Source organism: Nocardioides oleivorans (assembly GCF_004137255.1).
Taxonomy (GTDB): domain Bacteria; phylum Actinomycetota; class Actinomycetes; order Propionibacteriales; family Nocardioidaceae; genus Nocardioides; species Nocardioides oleivorans.
Genome location: NZ_SDWT01000004.1, coordinates 14,098 through 33,570 on the forward strand (window position 1 = coordinate 14,098; position 19,473 = coordinate 33,570).

The following is a 19,473-nucleotide window of genomic DNA, read 5'->3' on the forward strand; positions in this document are numbered from 1 at the left end:
AGAAGTGGATGAGCGTCGGGTCGGACGGGGACTCCCCGGACCCGGTGACGTCAGCTGCCCGACGGACCAGGTCCGGGGCGCAGAAATCGCAAGCTCGTGTCCACGACGTCGATGCTACTCCCCGAACGCCGTCCAGACCTGGTCGCACCCGCTCACCGCGACGTCGCCCACGTCGTACGACGCCTCCTCGCGCGCCGGGAGCAGGCCGAGCTCGCGCAGCGGACCTTCGGCGCGGCTCCGCCCGAGGTTCCACGCCCGCGGGTCGTCGAGCGTCTCGGCCCGCATCGCGTTCCACGGCAGGTCCTGCAGGACGCAGCGTGCGACGTCGGCCGGCAACCGGTCGGCGATGACGGGCGCGGCGTCCGACGACAGGCCCTGGAGGTAGCGCAGGTCGAGCCTGCCGGTCGCGTCGTACCGGTCGAGGTTGCGGTCCGCCACCCACGCGTCGGGGTTGATCGCCGCCAGCCCGATGAGGGCGACGGCCCCGGACACGAGGGCGATCCGCGGCAGCCAGCGGCCGAGTCCGGTCACGCCGGCGACCATGATCGCCAGCACCACGAAGCCGAGCCATCCCTCGAAGACGTCGACGAACAGGCGGAGCGTCGTGAAGCCGTAGGCGTCCTGGTAGACCGCCATCCCGCGCAGGGCCGAGGCCACGACGAGGAGGGTCAGGACGCACAGGAGGCCGACCGACCCGCGCAGCCAGCGGCGGTCCGTCGGGGTGTCCCCCGCTCGGCGGGAGGCGACCCACACCACGAGCACGGTCAGCGCGGTGGCGAGGGTCAGCTGGCCGAAGCCCTGGTGCACGAAGTCGGCGTAGGTCAGGCCGGTGGTCTCCCGGATGTAGTCCTCACCGCCCACCAGCGCACGCGCCTGGGCGGCTATGAAGGCGAGGAACACCGCGTCGACGACCAGCACGGGGACCAGCCACTCGAACCGGTTGGCCAGTGCCGCCGGGCGACGTCCGCCCATGACCTCGACGTCGGACGGGTTGAGGGCGAGGTAGGCAGCGCCGAGCGTGACGGCGAAGACGAAGCAGGACAGGAAGGCGCGGCCGACCAGGTCGTTGAAGGTCAGGTTCGGGACGAGCTGGTCGACCCACGAGCCGAACACCGGGTTCGCGCTGGCGAAGATCGTCCCGAAGACGCCGAGGCCGAGCAGCGACCAGGCGGTCGTGCGGAGCAGGGCGGTCGTGCGCGACCCGTTGCCGGCGATCCGCAGCGATCGACCGAACCACGGGAGCCCGCGCAGCGAGGCCAGCGGCCAGGAGATGCCCGACAGCAGGATGCCGGGCATCGTGCGGGCACCGGTGATGCCGCACAGGAAGACGGCGGTGGCGGCGACGATGCACAGCGGTCGGAGCCACCAGGCGTCGAGGAGGGTCAGCGGCAGCACGAGCAGGAGCGCCAGGCCGGCGCACAGGAGGGTCCAGGGCTCTCGCCGGCGCCTGGCCGTCGCGAGGGCGGCCGCCCCGCTCGCGGTCGCGACGAGCGTCCAGGTGATGCCGACGTCGGTGAACGACAGCGCGAAGCCGGCGAAGAGCCCGGCCGCGGTCGCGGCCAGGACCGTGCGCAGGCCGGACGGCAGGCCGTGCTCGGGCCAGAACCGACCGAACAGCGCGTCGAGCCCGGGCTGGGTGCGGACCGGTGCGGACGGGGCGGGTGCGGGCGGCGGGGTCGGGGCGGTGGTGGTCACGGCAGGCTCCTGGGGGGACGGGGGGACGGACGGTGCGGGCACCTCGGACGTGGGGACCTCGAGCCGCAGCCGGGCACCGTGGCCGGGGGCCGGGTCGAGGAAGCGGAGCGTGCCGCCGTGCAGCTGGGCCACCCACCGGGCCACGGCGAGGCCGAGGCCCGTGCCTCCGGCGCCGTCGGTACCGAACCGCTCGAACACGCGCTCCCGGTCGGCGACGTCCACTCCCCCGCCGTCGTCGACGACCTCGAGCCACCAGCCGTCGGCACCGGCGCCTCCGGACACCTGCACCGTGGTCCCGGCCGGGGCGTGGCGACACGCGTTGTCGAGGACGTTGACGAGCAGCTGGCGCAGGCGCGCGGGGTCTCCCGGCACCACGAGACCGTCGGCGACCTGGACCACGACGTCGCCGCCGCGTCCGGCGGAGGTCACCTGCGCCACCGACGACTCGACGAGCGCGCGCAGCGCCAGGTCCTGGCGGTCGAGCTCGACGACGCCGGCCTCGAGCCGCGAGAGCTGGAGCAGGTCGTCGACCAGCCGGCCCAGCCGCTGGGCCTCCTCGAGCGCTGCCGCGAGGTGGTCGGGGTCGGCGGGCACGACCCCGTCGGCGAGGTTCTCGAGCAGCGCGGTCATCGCCGTGAGCGGCGTACGCAGCTCGTGGGAGACCGTCGCGATCAGGTCGCGACGCTCGCGATCGACGGTGGCGAGGTCCTCGGCCATCGTGTTGAAGGCAGCAGCGAGCTGGCCGACCTCGTCGGTCGCGGTGGTGCGGACCCGGCCGGAGTAGTCGCCGCGCGCCATCGCCCGCGTCACGTCGGTCATCCGTCGCAGCGGCGCGACCATGCCGGCCGCGAGCAGCTGGGTGACGCCGAGCGCCAGCGCGACGCTCACGGGGAGCACGAGCAGGGGTGAGACGTGGGCAGCGGACCCGAGCAGCGTGAGCAGCACCGCCGTGACGACCGATGCGGCGACCAGCAGCCCGAGCTTGGTCTTGAGGCTCGAGACGGCATCGAGCAGGGCGTTCACGACCCGACCGCCTCGAGCGCGTAGCCCACCCCGTGGACCGTGCGGATCCGCGCCGCGCCGACCTTGCTGCGCAGGGCCTTCACGTGGCTGTCGACGGTGCGGGCGGCACTGGTGCTCCCCCACGCGTCACCCCAGTCCCAGACATCGCGCAGGAGCCGCTCGCGGGTGAGGACCTGACCAGCCTCGCGGGCCAGGCAGAGCAGCAGGTCGAACTCGGTCGGGGTGAGGTGCACGGGCTCCCCCGCGACGGTCGTACGCCGGGTGCCGGGGTCGAGCGACAGCCCACCGACCGAGATCACGGCCGGTCGCTCGTCGGCGAGCGCCGCTGCCCGCTCCACGCGACGCAGGAGGGCGGCGACGCGGGCCACGACCTCGCGCATCGAGAACGGCTTGGTCAGGTAGTCGTCGGCCCCGACGCCCAGCCCGACGAGGACGTCGGCCTCGTCGTCTCGGGCGGTGAGCATCAGGACCGGCACGGGACGGTCGGCCTGGACCCGGCGGCACACCTCGAGGCCGTCGAAGCCCGGCAGCATCACGTCGAGGAGCACCACGTCGGGCCGCTCCGACGCGGCCAGCTCGACCGCCGACGGGCCGTCGAAGGCCTGCACGACGGTGTAGCCCTCGGCCCGCAGCCGCTGGGCGAGCGCGTCGTTGATGGTGCGCTCGTCCTCGACCACGAGGGCGGTTCTCGCGGCCCCGCTGGAGGCATGCTGCGACGTCATGGCACGACCCTAGGAGCCGGACCGGTCAGGAGCCGGGGACGACTCGTGAAGGTTCTGTGGAGGTCGGGGTGGAGCTCAGTCCGGGCGGCCGTCCTCGGTCGGCCAGTCCACCATCACGCGCGCACCGCCGCCGGGTGCGTCGTCGATGGTGACCCAGCCGCCGTGGGCGCGAGCGAGCCCGCCGACGATGTACATCCCGAGTCCGGTCCCGCCGGAGTCGCCGGTGGTCCAGAACTTCGTGAACACCCGTCGACGGAGCTCGACGGGGATGCCGTCCCCCTGGTCGTCGACCGTGATGCGTACGCCGGCCAGGCTGGGCGAGGCGGCCAGCCCCACGCTGACCTGGCCCTGGCCGTGCCGGATGGCGTTCTCGACGAGGTTGGTGACGACCTGGGTGAACTTGTCGGGGTCCGCGAAGACCTCGGGCAGGTCGTCCTCGACCTCCAGCCGGATCCCGCGGGCGGTGCCGGCCTCGATGCTGTCGACCACGCGCCGCACGAGCACCTCGGCTGACGACTCGCGCGGGTAGAGCTGGAGCCGGTCGGTGTCGATGCGGGCGACGTCGAGGAGCTCGGCGATGAGACGGGCCAGCCGGTCGGCATCGGCGTTGACGGTGGTGAGCATGAGCTTGCGCTGGTCGTCGCTGAGCTTGTCCCAGCGGTTGAGCAGTGCCTGCACGAAGCCCTTCACGCCGGTCAGCGGCGAGCGCAGCTCGTGGGCGACCATCGCGACGAGGTCGGAGCGCTCGCGGTCGAGCCGGGCGCGACCGCGGCCGCTGCGCAGGCCGACGGCGATGCCGAGGACCGGACCGAGCGCGCCGTCGCGCACCAGCTTGCCCGTGGTGAGGACCTCCTCGCCGGAGGCGTTCAGCCACGACTGCTCGGGCACGCCGCGGACGATGGAGATGCTGTCGAAGGGTCGGTTGACCTCGAGCCAGGTCTTGCCGTCCTGGTCGAGGAGCCGGAGCACCTCGGGCAGCGGCATGCCGAGTGCCTGCTCGGAGTCGACGCCGAGCAGCGCGGCGCCCTGGGCGTTCACGATCGTCACGATCCCGTCGCGCGTGGCGCCGAGGATGCCGTCGGGGTAGGAGTCGGCCAGCGTGCGCAGCCGGGTCGGCGCGCTGTCGACCTTCCGCTGTCCTGACACGTCCGTCACCCTAGCCGCGAGGTCGCGCTCACGAGCTCGCCTTCGGACGCCTCAGCCCGGCGCGTCGCAGGGCTGCGACCAGCTCCCGGGACGTCACGGGCACCGCACCCGCGGCGACCATCGCGTCGTAGTGGTCGGCGGGCACGTCGTAGTGGTCGCGGTCCCAGCCCCGGGCCGGGATGCCGTGGGCGGCCGCGAACGCGTGCAGCTCGTCGTACGACGTGTCGCTGGCCAGGTGGGACCAGTGCCGGTCCCACCTGGGCACGGCAGGTGGATCGATGAGGATCATTGTCGAGCGAGGCTAGCCCGTGGTCGGCTCACCTCACGCGTAGAACCCGCGAATCGCGCCGGCGAGCTCGACGGGGACCTCCATCGCGGCGTAGTGCCCGCCCGTCCCGTGCTCGGTCCACGACACGATCCGGGTGTTGTCGCGCTCGGCGAAGGGCCGCATCGACCGGAAGTCGTCGGCGAAGACCGCCACCCCGATCGGTCCCTCGTTGACCCGGGGCTCGACCGCCTGCTCCGCCCGGTAGGTCTGCACGGCACCGGCACTGCTGTTGGTGAACCAGTAGAGGCTGACCTGGGTGAGGACCTGGTCGCGCGTCACCCGCGACGTGCCGTTGCCGAAGCTCTCGAACAGCTCGTTGTAGGCGAGCTGACCCACGGGCGAGTCGCTGAGGGCGGCGGCGACGGTGAGCGGACGTGAGGCGTTCATGGTGGCGTAGCCGTTGACGGTCTGGAACCAGCCGGCGAACTCCAGGGCAGCGTGGTCGGCGGCGCTCATCTTCTCGAACTCGGCCGGGTCGCCGGACGGGAACGAGAACAGCTGGAGGACGTGGGCTCCGAGGAAGCCCTCGGGCGCCAGCATCGCCAGCTCCCGGGCCACCACGGCACCGTTGTCGGACCCGTGGGCGCCGTACGACTCGTAGCCGAGGGCCCGCATGAGTCGGTCCCAGGCCCGGGCATTGCGGCGTGAGTCCCAGACGCCGTCGTCGAGGGGCTGGCTGAAGCCGACCCCGGGGATCGTGGGGATCACCAGGTGGAAGTCGTCGCGCAGGAGCGGGACCAGGTCGAGGAAGTCGACGAACGAGCCCGGGTAGGTGTGGAGCAGCAGCAGGGGGATGGCGTCCTCGTTGGCCGAGCGGACGTGGACGAGGTGGATCGTCTGCCCGTCGATCTCGGTGAGGAACTGCGGGTAGGCGTTCATCCGCTCCTCCTGGGCGCGCCAGTCGAAGTCGTCGCGCCAGTGGGCGACCATGTCGCGCAGGTAGGAGACCGGGGTCCCCGCGCTCCAGTCGTCGCCCCCGGTGGCGGACCGTGCCTCGGCTGCGTAGCGGGTGCGCTCGAGGCGGGCGTGCAGGTCGTCGAGGTCTGCCTGCGGGACCGCGACGGTGTGGGGCCGGAAGACGAGGTCGGCGTCGGACTGGGGCTGGTGGTGGTCCTGGTGTGGGTTCATGTCGCTACCGTAGGAACGAATCCGGCACGGATCGGCCCTGATTCGCGCACCCTCTGTGAGGAGGTCTCGATGTCCCTCCAGACGTCGTCCCGGCTGTTCGCGCTGCTCGGCATCCTGCAGTCCCGGGCCAGCGTGACCGGCCCGGTGCTGGCCGCCCAGCTCGGGGTCGGTGAACGCACGGTCCGCAAGGACGTGGAGCGGTTGCGCGAGCTGGGCTACCCCGTCGAGGCGGTGCGCGGCGCTGCGGGCGGCTACCGGTTCGGCGACCACGGGCGGCTGCCGCCCCTGCTCCTCGAGGACGACGAGGCCGTCGCCGTGGCCGTCGCGCTCAGCACCGTCTCGGCGGTGCGAGGCATCGAGGACGCGGGGTCGCGTGCCCTGGCCAAGCTCGCGCACGTCCTTCCGGACCGCCTCTGGCGCCGGGTGCGCGCCCTGGCCGAGAGCACGGACGTGGGTCCGGCGGACACGGGGACCAACATCGAGGCCCCGCCGGTCGACGTCGGCCTGCTCGCCGACCTGGCGAGCGCCATCCGGGACCGGGAGGGCCTGCGGGTCCGCTACCGGCCGCCCGGCGGGGAGGAGGAACGGTGGGAGGCGGACCCCTATCGGTTGGTGAGCTGGCAGCAGCGCTGGTACGTCGTCGCCCGCCTGCGGCCCGACGGGCGCTGGCGCGCGCTCCGCGTCGACTGGCTGGAGCTGCGCACGCCCGGGGCCAGCCGGTTCTCCCCCGAGCCCCTCGAGGGCGGCGACTACGCGGCGTTCGTGCTCCGCGACGTGGCCTTCAGCGGCTGGAGCGTGCACTGCCGGATCGCCGTGGACGCCGCGGCCGACGAGGTGCTCCGCCGCATCAACCCGACCGTCGGGGTCGTCGAGACGGTCGACGAGGACCACAGCGTGCTCGTCACCGGCGCCGACAGCGTCGAGATCGTGGCGGTCTACATCGGCATGCTCGGGCTGGACTTCCACGTCGAGGAGCCGCCGGACCTCGTGTCGCACCTGCGCACGCTGTCCGCCAGGTACGCCGCATCCGTCCCGGGAGGCTGATCCCGGGGATCAGGCGCGCTGGGCGCGGGCGCTGGCGTAGAGGCAGACCGCGGCGGCCGTCGAGAGGTTCAGGCTCTCGGCCCGGCCGTGGATCGGGATCGCCACGCGCTGGTCGGCCAGGCGGGCGAGCTCGTCGGGCAGTCCCCAGGCCTCGTTGCCGAAGAGCCAGGCTGTCGGTCCCGACAGGTCGGCCTCGAAGAGGTCGACGTCGCCTGCGCCGTCGGCGGCGAGGACCGTGAGGCCGCGCGCCTGGGCGGCCCGGACCGCGATGGCGGGGTCGCGCTCGACCGCGAGGGGCAGGTGGAACAGGCTGCCCACCGTGCTGCGCACGGTCTTCGGGTTGTAGGCGTCGACGGACTGGCCGGCGAGGACGATGCCGTCGGCACCCGCGGCGTCGGCCGTGCGGATGACGTTGCCCGCGTTGCCGGGATCACGTACGTCGGCGCAGATGACCAGCAGCCGCGGCGAGGCGGTGACCACGTGCTCGAGCGGCGCGTCGATGTGGTGGCACAGCGCCACGACCCCGGCCGGGGAGACCGAGTCCGACAGCGAGGCGAGGGCCCGCTCGTCGACGACGCTGACGACAGCGGAGGCCAGCAGGTCGGCGTACTGCTCGAACGCCGCAGGCGTGGCGAAGACCTCGACCACGCAGCCGTCGATCGACAGCGCTCCCTCGACGGCCTTCGGGCCGTCGGCAAGGAAGAGCCGCCGCTCGGTGCGTACCGAGCGGCGGCTCAACTTGCGAGCCTCCTTGACGCGAGCGTTGCTCGCGACGAGTGGCGTCACGTCGTTCAGGCGGAGACCTTGGGCGCGTTGACGTCCTCGGGCAGCGCGGCCTTGGCGGCCTCGACGAGCGCGGCGAAGGCCGGGGCGTCGTTGACGGCGAGCTCGGCGAGGATCTTGCGGTCCACCTCGATGCCGGCCAGGCCGAGGCCCTGGATGAAGCGGTTGTAGGTCATGCCGTTCGCGCGGGCAGCGGCGTTGATGCGCTGGATCCACAGCTTGCGGAAGTTGCCCTTGTTCTTGCGGCGGTCGTTGTAGCTGTAGACCAGGGAGTGGGTGACCTGCTCCTTGGCCTTGCGGTAGAGCCGCGAGCGCTGGCCGCGGTAGCCGGCGGCGCGCTCGAGGGTGGTACGACGCTTCTTCTGGGCGTTCACTGCGCGCTTGACGCGTGCCATCTGGGTTGCTCCTTGGTGCGAGGGAAGATCAGGGGTTCGGCGGCTGAGCCACCAGGGGACGTGCGGTGAGGCTCAGATGCCGAGCATCTTCTTGGCGCGGGCGACGTCGCCCTTCTCGAGCTCGACCATGCCGGCGTTGCGGCGGTGCTTCTTGCGGCTGCCCGTCGTCGGCGCGGACGCGAACGCAGCGCCGGACTTGCGGCCGGCCTGCAGGCGCATGATCTTGCCCGAGCCGGTCACCTTGAAGCGCTTCTTCGCGCCCGAGTGGGTCTTGTTCTTCGGCATGTTCGTATCTCTCCTCATCGGTGCTGCCCCGGCGCGTGGCCGGCCGGGGCGGCGGAAAACGGTGGTGTGTCAGACGTCGATGTCGGCGTCGAGGTTCTCGGAGCGACGACGCTCCTTCTTCTGGGCCACCGGGCCGGCAGCGTGCGCTGCCACGCGCTCGGCGTCCTCCTCGGCCTGACGGTCCGCGCGGTCCTGGGCCTTGGAGGCCCGAGCGGCGTCGGCGTCGATCTTGGCGTCGGCCTTCTTCTTGTGCGGGCCGATGACCATGGTCATGTTGCGCCCGTCCTGCTTGGGCGAGGACTCGACGAAGCCGAGCTCCTGCACGTCCTCGGCGAGCTTCTGCAGCAGGCGGAAGCCCAGCTCGGGACGGTGCTGCTCGCGGCCGCGGAACATGATCGTGATCTTGACCTTGTCGCCCGCACCCAGGAACCGCACGACGTGACCCTTCTTGGTCTCGTAGTCGTGCTTGTCGATCTTGGGACGAAGCTTCATCTCCTTGATGATCACGTTCGTCTGGTTGCGGCGGGACTCGCGCGCCTTCTGGGCGTTCTCGTACTTGAACTTGCCGTAGTCCATGAGCTTGCAGACCGGGGGGCGTCCCTGGGGAGCGATCTCGACGAGGTCGAGGTCGGCCTCCACGGCCAGCTTGAGTGCCTGGTCGGTCGGCACGATGCCAACGGTCTCGCCGTTGGGTCCTACGAGCCGGACCTCGGGTACGCGGATCCGGTCGTTGATGCGCAGCTCGGTGCTGATGGGTCCTCCAGTTGATCGGGTGGGTGGGAGACCCTGCCCCGCCCGGACTGGTGTGCCCGGAAATGAACAATGGCTCCCGCTGTTGCCAAGCGGGAGCCAGTCATCACACATCTCCCCTCGCGGGGAAACTGGGTGGCCACGGCGAGTCTCTCGACTTCCGTGTCACTGGACCGGACCCGACGACCTGTGGAGCTGGACGGTCGTGCGGGTGGGAGACGGGTGCTGCTCGACTCCGCTTGGCGTGATCGGCACCGCCGTGAAGCGTGGCGGCACTGATCGGTCAACACCGAAGACTAGCCGATCATTCCGCCGAGGGGCCAATCCAGCCGTGGCCCTCCCCCGGGCCGTCGCCCAGGGCGACCAGCCGCCACCCGGCAGCGAGGCGGGTGAGGTCGTCACCGTCGAGGACGTACGTCGCTGGGCCGGCGAGGTCGACCAGCAGGGCCTCGGCGCCGTCCTGGATCGCCGCGGTCGCGGCCGTGACGGCGGTGACCGGCACCGGGCGCGCCTCCGGGTCCCACCTCGTCATGGTCTCGGTGGAGGTGAAGGCGAGCAGGCCCTTGCTCCCGTCGGGCGCCTGCACGAGGACCGCGGCCATGTCGGAGGACTTGTCGTGCGCGAGCCCCTGCTCGTCGACCTCCACCTCGCCGAGCACCGCGACGACCGGCACGAGGAGGCGGGCGTCCTGGAGCGTGGCGAGCACCTCGGCGGACGAGGTGCTGCCCGCGGCGTGCGCGGCGAGCGCGCGCGTGAGCCCGGGGTCGGCGGCACCGCTGTCGTCGGCGAAGCCGGAGTCCGGGATCGTCCGGACCAGCTCGCCGTCGTGGACGTGGTCGTCGTGGGGCACGCCGTCATTGTCCCAGCGCCGTGGTGCGCTGTGGGACTCTGGGGCCGTGGAAGCGAGTACCTGGGCCGCCCTGACCGCCGCGCTCACCGTGGCCGGTGCCATCTGGACGTGGATCGCGTTCCGTCGCCGCGGGGCCGTCAACGGCCTGCGTGCGCTCGGCTTCACGCTGCTGCCGGCGGCCGCCTGGCTCACGGGGACGCTCGAGATGGTCGTCGAGATCGGCAGCTCGGTGACCGACTGGGCGACCAGCCTCGTCTTCGACGTCCGCACGTGGGTCGGGGTCGGTCTCGCCGGGCTGGCCGTCGTCCTCTACGTCATCAGCGGCTTCCTGCGCGACCGCCAGCTCGGCAAGGCCCAGTCGGGAAGCGGCACCGCAGGCGCGGGGGCCGCGAAGCCGGGCGGGCGCGAGTCGCTGCCGCCCAGCTCGGCGAGGGCGTCCGGAGGATCCCCGATCGACGACGACCTGGCCGACATCGAGGCGCTCCTGCGCAAGCGAGGCATCGAGTGAGCGACCACTTCGTCGACCGCAACCGGCTCTGGGCGCGGCTGAACACCGCGATCGGCGCGCTGCCCGAGGCTCCGGCGACCCCGATCGCGGTGGTCGACCTCGACGCCTTCGACGCCAACGCCGCCGACCTCGTCCGTCGCGCCGGCGGCAAGCCGATCCGGGTCGCGTCGAAGTCGCTGCGGGTTCCGGGGCTCATCGAGCGCGCGCTCGCCCGCGACGGATTCGCCGGCGTGCTGGCGTACACCGTCGCCGAGGCGCTCTGGCTCCACGAGGCAGGCATCAGCGACGACATCGTGGTCGCCTATCCCAGCGTCGACCTCGCGGCCCTGCGCCGCCTCACCTCGTCCCCGGCAGCAGCCGCGGCGATCACGCTGATGGTGGACGACCCGGCCCACCTCGACGTCGTCGACGAGACCCGGCTGTCGCTCGACGTGCCGGTCCGGATCGCGCTCGACGTCGACGCGGGCCTGCGGCTCGGGGGGCAGCACATCGGCCCCAAGCGCTCCCCGCTCTTCGACACCGCCGACATCGTCGCGCTCGCCCGTAAGGTCGTCGAGCGCGACGGGTTCACGCTCGTCGGGGTGATGACCTACGAGGGACAGGTCGCCGGCGTCCAGGACGACGTCCCGGACCAGCGCACCAAGTCGTTGCTCGTACGCCGCCTCAAGCAGGCCTCGATGGCCCAGCTCGAGGTACGCCGACGCGAGATCGCCGACGCGCTCGCACGGATCACCGACCTCGAGTTCTGGAACGGCGGCGGATCCGGCTCGGTCGAGGCCACGGCCGCCGACGGCGCCGTCACCGAGATCGCCGCCGGCTCCGGCCTGCTGGTGCCCGGCATCTTCGACCACTACGCCTCGTTCGAGCCACACCCGGCCGCCTTCTTCGGCCTGCGCGTGAGCCGCAAGCCCAGTCCGGCCATGGCCACCGTGCACGGCGGTGGACTGATCGCGAGCGGGGCGACCGGCGAGGACCGCTCCCCCGTCCCGTGGGCGCCGCCCGGGCTGCACCTGACCGGGCTCGAGGGCGCCGGCGAGGTCCAGACGCCCCTGACCGGCCACCCGGCGGCGCTGCTCCACATCGGCGACCTGGTGTGGTTCCGGCACGCGAAGTCGGGCGAGCTCTTCGAGCACGTGCGCGACGTGCACCTGGTGAGCGGCGAGGCGGTGACCGGCGTCGTGCCGTCCTACCGCGGCCACGACCTCGCGTTCTGAGGCCCTGGTGCTGCTCGGCTCCGAGGTCGCGCGAGACGCCGCCGGCCGCGTGCTCGCCGCGCCGCCGACCCTGGGCGCCGGCAGGCTGGTCTGCATCGACGGGCCGACCGGGTCGGGGAAGACCACGCTGGCCGACGCGCTCGCGCAGGTCGTACCGGGGACGACGCTCGTGCACACCGACGACCTCCTTCACGGCTGGCGGGGCCTCGCGGGCCTCGCGGCCAGCGTCGAGTCGCTGCTGACGCCACTGGGCGCGGGTGATGCCGGCCGGTGGACGCGGTGGGACTGGCACGCGAGCGCCTGGGCCGAGACGAACGTCGTCGAGCCGGGCGGGTTGCTGGTGCTGGAGGGCGTGGGCTGCTGGTCTCCGGCCATCGCCGACCTCGTGGGCCTGCTGGTGTGGGTGGAGGCCGACAGCGACGTCCGGCTCGAGCGGGGCGTCGCGCGCGACGGTGAGGCCATGCGCGAGCACCTGGTCAGGTGGCGGGTCGACGAGACGGCGCTGCACGCCCGGCTCCGCACCCGCGAGCACGCCGACCTCGTCGTGTCGACCGACTGACCCGGACCGGCCGCGCCCTAGGGTGGCGAGCATGGTGCATCCCAGCGGTGAGCAGTACGAGATCGCGGCGGCCGGCTACACGGCTGTCGTCACCGAGAGCGGCGCCGCCCTCCGCGCCCTGGCGCGCGACGGCCGCGACCTGGTGCACGGCTTCGCCGAGGACGCGATGTCGGGCGGCGGTCGCGGCCAGCTGCTGATGCCGTGGCCCAACCGGATCCGCGACGGGCGCTACTCCTTCGGCGGTCGCGACCTCCAGCTAGGCCTGACCGACCCCGGCCACGGCAACGCCTCCCACGGGCTCGCTCGCTGGGCCGCCTGGACCCTCGAGGAGCAGACGAGCACGTCGGTCTCGCTCGTCTACCGCGTGATGGCGCAGACCGGTTACCCATGGACGCTGGACCTGCACGTGCTCTACGACCTCTCGGCCGACGGGCTCGTCGTCACGCAGACGGCGACCAACCTCGCGCCCGAGCCGGCGCCGTACGCCAGCGGGGCGCACCCGTACCTCTGCGTGGGGGATGCGATCGAGGACCTCGAGCTGCACGTGCCGGCCCGCACCCGCCTGCTGGTGGACGAGCGCCAGCTCCCGACCGGCATCGAGCCGGTCTCGGGCGACACGGACTTCACCACCCCCCGCCGGATCGGCGACCTCGAGCTCGACCACGGCTTCGGCGGTCTCGAGCACGCGGACGGCCGGGCCACGGTCACGCTGCGCGACCCGGCCACTGGTGACGGCGTCGCCCTCTGGGTGGACGCGCAGCACCACTGGCTGCAGCTCTACACCGCGCCCACCGCGGGTGCTCGCCCCGCGATCGCGGTCGAGCCGATGACCGCCCCCGCCGACGCGTTCAACTCGGGCACGCACCTCGTCACGCTCGCACCCGCCGGTGCCGGCGGTGACGAGCTGTCGGTGTCGTGGGGCATCCACGCCCTCTGAGGGGTCAGCGTCCGCCCGACGACTGCCGGTCGATGAGCGCCCGCAGCTCGCGCACACCGTCGCGGGCGCCGCGCCCGTCGCTGCCCTGGAGCGCCATGGCGGAGATCTCCGTGCCGTCGGCGAGGTCGAGGGTCGCCCACGGGGCGCCGGCCGGGAAGTGGACGGCGACGACCTCCGCCCATTCCAGCCTGCGGGTGCGGAAGCCGTTGACGACGACCAGCGAGTCCCGGTCCGCGGTGACGCGGGCGCGGGCGAGGGCCCAGCCGCACGTGGCCAGCCCGGCACCCATGGCCAGCACGGTGAAGCGCTGGAGCCACGAGAACCGGTCGCGCACGGACTCGTCGAAGCCGTACCAGCAGGCCACGCACACGACGAGGAGCATCACGCCGAAGCCGATGACGGCGTAGCGCACGCCCGCCGGCCGCCACGTGCGAGGCAGTCCCACCTCAGAGGCGGCAGGCATGGATGTCCGTCAGCAGGATGGCGCGCGCCCCGATCGAGTAGAGGTCGTCCATCAGCCGCTGGGAGTTGGCCCGGGGCACCATGACGCGGACCGCGACCCAGCCGGCCTTGCCGAGCGGGGAGATCGTCGGGCCCTCGCGCCCCGGGGCGAGCTCGGTCGCCTCGGGCAGGTGGGTCTCCTCGATGTCGTAGTCCATCATCACGTAGCTGCGGGCGACCAGGACGCCCTCGACCCGGCGGCGGAAGATGTCGAAGTCGGCCGCGACGTCGCCACCACGCGTGATGAGCACCGCCTGCGAGTCGAGGATGACGTCCCCGAAGGTGGCCAGGCCCGCCGCGCGCAGCGTGGAGCCGGTCTCCACGACGTCGGCGATGACGTCGGCGACGCCGAGCTGGATGCTCGTCTCGACGGCCCCGTCGAGGCGGGTGACGGTCGCGTCGATCCCGTGGCGGAAGAGGAAGTCCTCCACCACACCGACGTACGACGTCGCGATGCGCAGGCCGCGGAGGTCCTCCACTGAGGAGTAGCGGCCGGCGGGACCGGCGAAGTGGAAGCGCGAGCGGCCGAAGCCGAGGTTCATCACCTCGTCGGCCTTGGCACCGGAGTCGAGCAGCAGGTCGCGCCCGGTGATGCCGACGTCGAGCGTGCCCTCACCGACGTAGAGCGCTATGTCGCGCGGGCGCAGGTAGAAGAACTCGACGTCGTTGTCGTGGTCGACGAGCGCGAGCTCCTTGGAGTCGGTGCGCTGGCGGTAGCCCGACTCACGCAGGATGTCGGTGGCGGCCTGGGAGAGCGCGCCCTTGTTGGGCACGGCGATGCGGAGGGTCATGCGGTCACCTCACAGGTGGGCGTAGACGTCGTCGAGGGTCAGTCCGGAGGCGATCATCAGCACCTGGGCGTGGTAGAGCAGCTGGCTGATCTCCAGCGCGGTCGCGTCCTTGCCCTCGTGCTCGGCGGCCATCCAGGACTCGGCGGCCTCCTCCAGGAGCTTCTTGCCGATGGCATGGACGCCGGCGTCGAGCTGCTGGACGGTGCCGGAGCCCTCGGGGCGCTCCACGGCCTTGGTGGACAGCTCTGCCCACAGGTCCTCGAACGTCTTCACAGGCGCCAGCCTACGGCGCTCGCGGCTCCGGGTCGGCGCCGGTCCCGTGCGCGGACCACCCCGAGGAGGGGTGGCACTGTCGGTCCGGCGGAGTACGGTCGCCACATGACTGAATCGAACATCCATTCGGACGACGCGACACCCGACCCCACCCAGGAGACCCTCGGCGGCCCCCAGGGCGACAGCACCCGGAAGGACCCCGAGGAGTGGGTCACCGGCGACGAGCCGATGACCGGCGCGCAGCGCAGCTACCTCGACACGCTCGCCCGCGAGAACGGCGAGGAGATCCCCGCCGACCTCACCAAGGCGCAGGCGTCCGAGCACATCGACCGCCTCCAGGCGGGCAGCGACCGCACGAGCTGAGACCCGCTCAGCCGGGGAGTCGACCCCGGATGACCCGGGCGGTGTCGAGGGCGGCGGCAGTGGCCTCAAAGCCCTTGTCCTCGGCCGACCCCTCCAGGCCGGCGCGGTCGAGCGCCTGCTCCTCGGTGTCGCAGGTGAGGACGCCGAAGCCGACCGGCATCGCGTGCTCGACGCTGACCTGGGTCAGCCCGACGGTGGCCGCCGAGCAGACGTAGTCGAAGTGCGGCGTGCCGCCGCGGATGACGACGCCGAGCGCCACCACGGCGTCGTACCCGTTCCGGGCGAGGGCAGCCGCGACGACGGGGAGCTCGAAGGTCCCCGGCACCCGGATCACCTCCGGCTCGGCGATGCCGTACGCCGCCAGCGCGCGCTCGGCGCCCGCGACGAGACCGTCCATCACCTGGGTGTGCCAGGTCGCGGCGACGACGGCCACTCGCAGGGCGCTCGCGTCGAAGGGCTGGGACGTGGGTGCTCCGGCGCCGCTCACGAGGCTCCTCCGTTGGTCAGGCCGGGCAGGTCGTGGCCCATCCGGTCGCGCTTGGTCTGCAGGTAGGCGAGGTTGTGGTCGTTGGGGTGCGGCGTGAGCGGGACCCGCTCGGTGACCGTGATCCCGAAGTCCTCGAGGCTGGCGGTCTTGTCGGGGTTGTTCGTCATCAGCCGCACCGACGAGATGCCGAGGTCGCGCAGGACCTGCGTCGCGGTGCCGTAGTGGCGCGCGTCGGCGGGCAGGCCGAGGTCCAGGTTGGCGTCCACGGTGTCGCGCCCGCCGTCCTGGAGCTCGTAGGCCTGGAGCTTGGCGACGAGGCCGATGCCGCGGCCCTCGTGGCCCCGCAGGTAGACCACCACTCCCCTGCCCTCCTCGACGACCGCGCGCAGCGCCTCGTCGAGCTGCGGTCCGCAGTCGCAGCGCTCGCTGCCGAAGACGTCTCCGGTGAGGCACTCGCTGTGCACGCGGGTCAGCACGGGCGCGTCGCCGCTGATGTCGCCGTGGACGAGGGCGACGTGCTCGCTGCCGTCGATCGTGATCCGGTAGCCGTAGGCGGTGAACTCGCCGTGCTTCGTGGGCAGCCTGGTCTCGGCGACGCGCTCGACGTGGCGCTCGTGGCGGCGGCGGTGGCGGACGAGGTCCTCGATGGAGATCATCGCGAGGCCGTGCTCGTCGGCGAAGGCGCGCAGCTCGGGGGCCCGCTTCATCGTGCCGTCGTCGTTGACGACCTCGACCAAGACGCCGGCCGGCGTCAGCCCGGCCAGCATGGCCAGGTCGACGGCCGCCTCGGTGTGCCCACGACGTACGAGCACACCGCCGTCGCGGTAGCGGAGCGGGAAGACGTGGCCGGGCCGGGTGAGCTCCCACGGCTCGGTCGCCGAGTCGGCGAGCGTCCGGGCGGTGTGGGCGCGGTCGGCCGCGCTGATGCCGGTGCTGACACCGTCGCGGGCGTCGACGGAGATCGTGTACGCCGTGCGCAGCTTGTCCTTGTTGTGCGGCGTCATCAGCGGGATCTCGAGCCGGTCGAGCATCTCGGCCGGCATCGGCACGCAGATCACGCCCGAGGAGTGCCGGATGGTGAAGGCCATCAGCTCGGGCGTCGCCCTGGCTGCGGCGAAGATGATGTCGCCCTCGTTCTCGCGGTCCTCGTCGTCGACGACCACGACGGCCTTGCCGGCGGCGATGTCGGCGATGGCACGCTCGACGGAGTCCAGCCGGACGCTGCTCCCGGTGTCGCTCATGCGGGGATCGCCTCCTGCTCGTCGACGGTGGACGTGTCGACGACCGTGCGGGCGTCGCGCAGCCAGACCACGAAGCCGATGACGACGAAGACGGCGTAGAAGAGGTACATGCCCGCCGTCGGGTAGTAGCCCGCCTGGATCAGCGTGGTCACGCCGACGACGTCGACCAGGACCCAGACCAGCCAGAACTCCACCCAGCCGCGCGCCATGCCGTAGGTCGCCAGCATCGAGCCCGCGAGGATCCACGCCTCGGTCGTCGGGCCCCAGGAGCCGAGCACCTGCGTCAGCACGACGTACGCCACGGCGTAGCCGACGACGCCGAGACCGACGAGCTGCAGCCGCTCGGTGCGCGTCGCCCAGCGGGGTGCGATCGCGCCACCGTCGGAGGCACCGCCGGCCCTTTTGACCTGCGACCAGCGCCACCAGCCGTAGACCGACACCACGGCGAAGAAGACCTGGCGGCCGGCCTGGCCCCACAGCGGCTCGTCGATGTGGCCGGACAGCTCACCGGTGGCGAAGACGGTGAAGAGCAGGACGTTGCCGACCAGGCCGATCGGCCAGGCCCACACGAAGCGCTTCATGCCGAGGATGGCGCTCGCGAGGCCGAAGAGGTTGCCGATGACCTCGCGGACACCGAGGGCACCACCCGGCACCGGGATGGTGCCGTGGACGAGCCATTCGAGGAGGGCTTGCATCAGGATTCCTTGCTGTTCTGGGATGTCGGGGCGGGGACGTAGCCGCCGAGGAGCTTCTCGACGTGCTTGGCGATGACGTCGGCCTCGAGGTTGACCAGGTCGCCGACTCGGCGGCTGCCGAGCGTCGTGCGGGCGAGGGTCTCGGGGATGAGGCTGACGGTGAAGCTGGCGGCACGGGCCTCGACGACGGTCAGGCTGACCCCGTCGACGGTGATCGATCCCTTGTCGACGAGGTAGCGCTCGAGGTGGTCGGGCAGCGAGACCTCGACGACGTCCCAGTGCTCGCTCGGCGAGCGGGAGATGATCTCGCCGACGCCGTCGACGTGGCCCTGGACGATGTGGCCGCCGAGGCGCTTGTCCACGGTGACCGCGCGCTCGAGGTTGACCCGGTCACCGGGTACGACGCCGCGCAGGGAGGTCTTGTCGAGCGTCTCCTGCATGAGGTCGGCGGTCCACCTCCCCTCGCCCAGCTCGGCCACGGTGAGGCAGCAGCCGTTGACGGAGATCGAGTCGCCCAGCCCGGTGCCCTCGAGCACCGTGCCTGCCTCGACGGTGAGCCGGACGGCGTCACCCTGGTCGGTGACCTCGGCGATGGTGCCGAGCTCCTCGACGATCCCGGTGAACATTAGGCACTCCTCCTCTGGGGGATCGGCGGCCTCATGGTGAGCCGCACGTTGGTGTCCTCGCCGTCGTGTCCCTGGAGCACGGCCACGTCGCTGACGTGGAGGTGCAGGGCGTCGGCGATCGTCGCGATGCCGAGGTCGGCGACGGCGTTGCGGCCCGCGCCGAGCAGCATCGGGGCGACGTAGGTGACGACCTCGTCGACGAGGCCCGCGGCGAGGAACGCCCGGGCCAGGGTCGGCCCGCCCTCGAGGAAGACGTGCTGGCGGCCGAGCCCGTGGAGCCGGGCCAGCGCCTCCTCGGGGTCGCGGGTGCGGAGGTGCACGGTCTCGGCGCGCGCGTCGAGGATCCGGCGGCCGGGGTCGAGGTCGCGCAGGCCCATCACCGCGCGGAGCGGCTGGATCGCGACCGGCTCGTCGACCTCGTCGCGGACGGTGAGCTCGGGGTCGTCGACCTCGACGGTGCCCGTGCCGACGAGCATCGTGTCGCAGAGCCCGCGGAGCCGGTGGGTGTCGAGGCGCGCGGCGCGGCTGGAGACCCAGCGGCTGGTGCCGTCGGCGGCGGCGCTGCGCCCGTCGAGCGTCGTCGCGAACTTCCAGGTGACGAAGGGGCGCCGGTGGACGATCGCGAAGGTCCACGCGCGGTTGATCGCCTGCGCGTCCTCGACCTGCTCGCCGCCGACGACCTCCACGCCTGCCTCACGCAGCCGCCCCGCGCCGCCGACGGCGACCGGGTTGGCGTCGGGCTGGGCGAAGACGACGCGGCGGACGCCGGCAGCGACCAGCGCCTCGCTGCAGGGACCGGTGCGGCCGGTGTGGTTGCACGGCTCGAGCGTCACGACGGCCGTCGCTCCGCGGGCCGCGTCGCCCGCCTCGGCGAGCGCGGCGGCCTCGGCGTGGGGCGTGCCCGCGCCGCGGTGGAAGCCCTCGGCGATCGTCGTACCGTCCGGGGCGAGGAGCACGCAGCCGACGCGCGGGTTGGGGCCGAGGGGTACGCCGGGGGTGACGGCGAGCGCCAGCGCGCGCCGCATGGCGCGCTGCTCGGCATCGCTGGTCGTCATCACTGCCTCCGGTCCGTCGGGCGGACTCAAGGGGGCAGGAGACGGGGCGCACCCCGGGACGGGACGCGCGAGCC

At 72.6% G+C, this 19,473-nt stretch carries 24 protein-coding genes; 6 read left to right on the forward strand and 18 right to left on the reverse strand.

Annotated elements, in window-relative coordinates:
• Positions 1-114: 114 nt before the first annotated feature.
• From EUA93_RS19810 to EUA93_RS19830, 5 genes are all read right to left on the reverse strand, one after another.
• Positions 115-2,718: a DUF4153 domain-containing protein gene (locus EUA93_RS19810; protein WP_129402079.1), complete on the reverse strand. Its 2,604-nt coding sequence runs from the start codon at positions 2,716-2,718 to the stop codon at positions 115-117.
• Complete coding sequence (locus EUA93_RS19815; RefSeq protein ID WP_129402080.1) at positions 2,715-3,440, reverse strand: response regulator transcription factor; 726 nt, start codon at positions 3,438-3,440, stop codon at positions 2,715-2,717. The genes EUA93_RS19810 and EUA93_RS19815 overlap by 4 nt, the downstream gene beginning before the upstream one ends.
• A 75-nt stretch (positions 3,441-3,515) precedes the next feature.
• On the reverse strand, positions 3,516-4,586 hold the full coding sequence (locus tag EUA93_RS19820; protein ID WP_242497534.1) for a sensor histidine kinase: 1,071 nt from the start codon (positions 4,584-4,586) through the stop codon (positions 3,516-3,518).
• Between the two features lie 28 nt (positions 4,587-4,614).
• On the reverse strand, positions 4,615-4,875 hold the full coding sequence (locus tag EUA93_RS19825) for a DUF4031 domain-containing protein (protein ID WP_129402081.1): 261 nt from the start codon (positions 4,873-4,875) through the stop codon (positions 4,615-4,617).
• Positions 4,876-4,908: 33 nt separating this feature from the next.
• The gene (locus tag EUA93_RS19830; RefSeq protein ID WP_129402082.1) at positions 4,909-6,042 is read right to left on the reverse strand and encodes an epoxide hydrolase family protein; all 1,134 of its coding nucleotides are present in this window, start codon (positions 6,040-6,042) and stop codon (positions 4,909-4,911) included.
• A 69-nt stretch (positions 6,043-6,111) separates the two neighbouring features.
• Here EUA93_RS19830 and EUA93_RS19835 point away from each other — a divergent pair, with 69 nt between their 5' ends.
• Positions 6,112-7,086 (forward strand): helix-turn-helix transcriptional regulator, encoded by a 975-nt coding sequence (locus EUA93_RS19835; RefSeq protein ID WP_129402083.1) that lies wholly within the window; start codon positions 6,112-6,114, stop codon positions 7,084-7,086.
• A 9-nt stretch (positions 7,087-7,095) separates the two neighbouring features.
• Here EUA93_RS19835 and EUA93_RS19840 read toward each other — a convergent pair whose 3' ends face one another.
• The 5 genes from EUA93_RS19840 to EUA93_RS19860 form a co-directional block, all read right to left on the reverse strand.
• Positions 7,096-7,872: a TrmH family RNA methyltransferase gene (locus tag EUA93_RS19840; RefSeq protein WP_420819085.1), complete on the reverse strand. Its 777-nt coding sequence runs from the start codon at positions 7,870-7,872 to the stop codon at positions 7,096-7,098.
• Between the two features lie 5 nt (positions 7,873-7,877).
• Positions 7,878-8,264 (reverse strand): 50S ribosomal protein L20, encoded by a 387-nt coding sequence (gene rplT, locus EUA93_RS19845; protein ID WP_129402084.1) that lies wholly within the window; start codon positions 8,262-8,264, stop codon positions 7,878-7,880.
• A gap of 72 nt (positions 8,265-8,336) precedes the next feature.
• A complete protein-coding gene (locus tag EUA93_RS19850; protein ID WP_090971167.1) occupies positions 8,337-8,549 on the reverse strand; it encodes a large ribosomal subunit protein bL35 in 213 nt (70 codons plus the stop codon).
• Positions 8,550-8,618: 69 nt separating this feature from the next.
• Complete coding sequence (infC, locus tag EUA93_RS19855) at positions 8,619-9,302, reverse strand: translation initiation factor IF-3 (RefSeq protein WP_242497555.1); 684 nt, start codon at positions 9,300-9,302, stop codon at positions 8,619-8,621.
• Between the two features lie 301 nt (positions 9,303-9,603).
• Positions 9,604-10,149 (reverse strand): SseB family protein, encoded by a 546-nt coding sequence (locus EUA93_RS19860; RefSeq protein WP_242497536.1) that lies wholly within the window; start codon positions 10,147-10,149, stop codon positions 9,604-9,606.
• 46 nt (positions 10,150-10,195) lie between these two features.
• On the opposite strand from EUA93_RS19860, the gene EUA93_RS19865 reads away from it, so the two are divergent.
• From EUA93_RS19865 to EUA93_RS19880, 4 genes are read left to right on the forward strand one after another with little or no spacing between them, the layout of a single operon-like run.
• Positions 10,196-10,657 carry a cellulose synthase gene (locus EUA93_RS19865; RefSeq protein WP_129402087.1) on the forward strand — a complete coding sequence of 154 codons (462 nt, stop codon included), beginning with the start codon at positions 10,196-10,198 and terminating at the stop codon, positions 10,655-10,657.
• Positions 10,654-11,871: an amino acid deaminase/aldolase gene (locus EUA93_RS19870; protein ID WP_207208873.1), complete on the forward strand. Its 1,218-nt coding sequence runs from the start codon at positions 10,654-10,656 to the stop codon at positions 11,869-11,871. The genes EUA93_RS19865 and EUA93_RS19870 overlap by 4 nt, the downstream gene beginning before the upstream one ends.
• Positions 11,872-11,878: 7 nt before the next feature.
• Complete coding sequence (locus EUA93_RS19875; RefSeq protein WP_242497537.1) at positions 11,879-12,430, forward strand: uridine kinase family protein; 552 nt, start codon at positions 11,879-11,881, stop codon at positions 12,428-12,430.
• 31 nt (positions 12,431-12,461) lie between these two features.
• Positions 12,462-13,367: an aldose 1-epimerase family protein gene (locus EUA93_RS19880; protein ID WP_129402088.1), complete on the forward strand. Its 906-nt coding sequence runs from the start codon at positions 12,462-12,464 to the stop codon at positions 13,365-13,367.
• Between the two features lie 4 nt (positions 13,368-13,371).
• Here the strand turns inward: EUA93_RS19880 and EUA93_RS19885 are convergent, their stop codons facing one another.
• From EUA93_RS19885 to EUA93_RS19895, 3 genes are read right to left on the reverse strand one after another with little or no spacing between them, the layout of a single operon-like run.
• Positions 13,372-13,830, reverse strand: coding sequence for a PH domain-containing protein (locus EUA93_RS19885; protein ID WP_129402089.1), 459 nt, complete (start codon positions 13,828-13,830; stop codon positions 13,372-13,374).
• Positions 13,814-14,659 carry an ATP phosphoribosyltransferase gene (gene hisG / locus EUA93_RS19890; RefSeq protein ID WP_129402090.1) on the reverse strand — a complete coding sequence of 282 codons (846 nt, stop codon included), beginning with the start codon at positions 14,657-14,659 and terminating at the stop codon, positions 13,814-13,816. The genes EUA93_RS19885 and hisG overlap by 17 nt, the downstream gene beginning before the upstream one ends.
• 9 nt (positions 14,660-14,668) lie before the next feature.
• Positions 14,669-14,932: a phosphoribosyl-ATP diphosphatase gene (locus EUA93_RS19895; RefSeq protein ID WP_129402091.1), complete on the reverse strand. Its 264-nt coding sequence runs from the start codon at positions 14,930-14,932 to the stop codon at positions 14,669-14,671.
• A 105-nt stretch (positions 14,933-15,037) separates the two neighbouring features.
• On the opposite strand from EUA93_RS19895, the gene EUA93_RS19900 reads away from it, so the two are divergent.
• Positions 15,038-15,295, forward strand: coding sequence for a DUF3072 domain-containing protein (locus EUA93_RS19900; protein ID WP_129402092.1), 258 nt, complete (start codon positions 15,038-15,040; stop codon positions 15,293-15,295).
• A gap of 7 nt (positions 15,296-15,302) precedes the next feature.
• Here the strand turns inward: EUA93_RS19900 and ribH are convergent, their stop codons facing one another.
• From ribH to ribD, 5 genes are read right to left on the reverse strand one after another with little or no spacing between them, the layout of a single operon-like run.
• Entirely contained in the window at positions 15,303-15,782 is a 480-nt protein-coding gene (ribH, locus tag EUA93_RS19905) for a 6,7-dimethyl-8-ribityllumazine synthase (protein WP_129402093.1), read from the reverse strand.
• Positions 15,779-17,023 (reverse strand): bifunctional 3,4-dihydroxy-2-butanone-4-phosphate synthase/GTP cyclohydrolase II, encoded by a 1,245-nt coding sequence (locus tag EUA93_RS19910; protein ID WP_129402094.1) that lies wholly within the window; start codon positions 17,021-17,023, stop codon positions 15,779-15,781. The genes ribH and EUA93_RS19910 overlap by 4 nt, the downstream gene beginning before the upstream one ends.
• Positions 17,020-17,718, reverse strand: coding sequence for a nicotinamide riboside transporter PnuC (gene pnuC / locus EUA93_RS19915; protein WP_129402095.1), 699 nt, complete (start codon positions 17,716-17,718; stop codon positions 17,020-17,022). The genes EUA93_RS19910 and pnuC overlap by 4 nt, the downstream gene beginning before the upstream one ends.
• Complete coding sequence (locus EUA93_RS19920; RefSeq protein ID WP_129402096.1) at positions 17,718-18,344, reverse strand: riboflavin synthase; 627 nt, start codon at positions 18,342-18,344, stop codon at positions 17,718-17,720. The genes pnuC and EUA93_RS19920 overlap by 1 nt, the downstream gene beginning before the upstream one ends.
• Positions 18,344-19,399, reverse strand: coding sequence for a bifunctional diaminohydroxyphosphoribosylaminopyrimidine deaminase/5-amino-6-(5-phosphoribosylamino)uracil reductase RibD (gene ribD, locus EUA93_RS19925; protein WP_242497538.1), 1,056 nt, complete (start codon positions 19,397-19,399; stop codon positions 18,344-18,346). The genes EUA93_RS19920 and ribD overlap by 1 nt, the downstream gene beginning before the upstream one ends.
• Positions 19,400-19,473 lie beyond the last annotated feature (74 nt).

Coding starts and splice junctions, on each gene's coding strand:
- EUA93_RS19815 (WP_129402080.1), bottom strand. CDS start 3,440: ATGACGTCGCAGCATGCCTCCAGCGGGGCCGCGAGAACCGCCCTCGTG.
- EUA93_RS19825 (WP_129402081.1), bottom strand. CDS start 4,875: ATGATCCTCATCGATCCACCTGCCGTGCCCAGGTGGGACCGGCACTGG.
- EUA93_RS19830 (WP_129402082.1), bottom strand. CDS start 6,042: ATGAACCCACACCAGGACCACCACCAGCCCCAGTCCGACGCCGACCTC.
- EUA93_RS19835 (WP_129402083.1), top strand. CDS start 6,112: ATGTCCCTCCAGACGTCGTCCCGGCTGTTCGCGCTGCTCGGCATCCTG.
- rplT (WP_129402084.1), bottom strand. CDS start 8,264: ATGGCACGCGTCAAGCGCGCAGTGAACGCCCAGAAGAAGCGTCGTACC.
- EUA93_RS19850 (WP_090971167.1), bottom strand. CDS start 8,549: ATGCCGAAGAACAAGACCCACTCGGGCGCGAAGAAGCGCTTCAAGGTG.
- EUA93_RS19880 (WP_129402088.1), top strand. CDS start 12,462: ATGGTGCATCCCAGCGGTGAGCAGTACGAGATCGCGGCGGCCGGCTAC.
- EUA93_RS19885 (WP_129402089.1), bottom strand. CDS start 13,830: ATGCCTGCCGCCTCTGAGGTGGGACTGCCTCGCACGTGGCGGCCGGCG.
- hisG (WP_129402090.1), bottom strand. CDS start 14,659: ATGACCCTCCGCATCGCCGTGCCCAACAAGGGCGCGCTCTCCCAGGCC.
- EUA93_RS19900 (WP_129402092.1), top strand. CDS start 15,038: ATGACTGAATCGAACATCCATTCGGACGACGCGACACCCGACCCCACC.
- EUA93_RS19910 (WP_129402094.1), bottom strand. CDS start 17,023: ATGAGCGACACCGGGAGCAGCGTCCGGCTGGACTCCGTCGAGCGTGCC.
- pnuC (WP_129402095.1), bottom strand. CDS start 17,718: ATGCAAGCCCTCCTCGAATGGCTCGTCCACGGCACCATCCCGGTGCCG.
- EUA93_RS19920 (WP_129402096.1), bottom strand. CDS start 18,344: ATGTTCACCGGGATCGTCGAGGAGCTCGGCACCATCGCCGAGGTCACC.
- ribD (WP_242497538.1), bottom strand. CDS start 19,399: ATGACGACCAGCGATGCCGAGCAGCGCGCCATGCGGCGCGCGCTGGCG.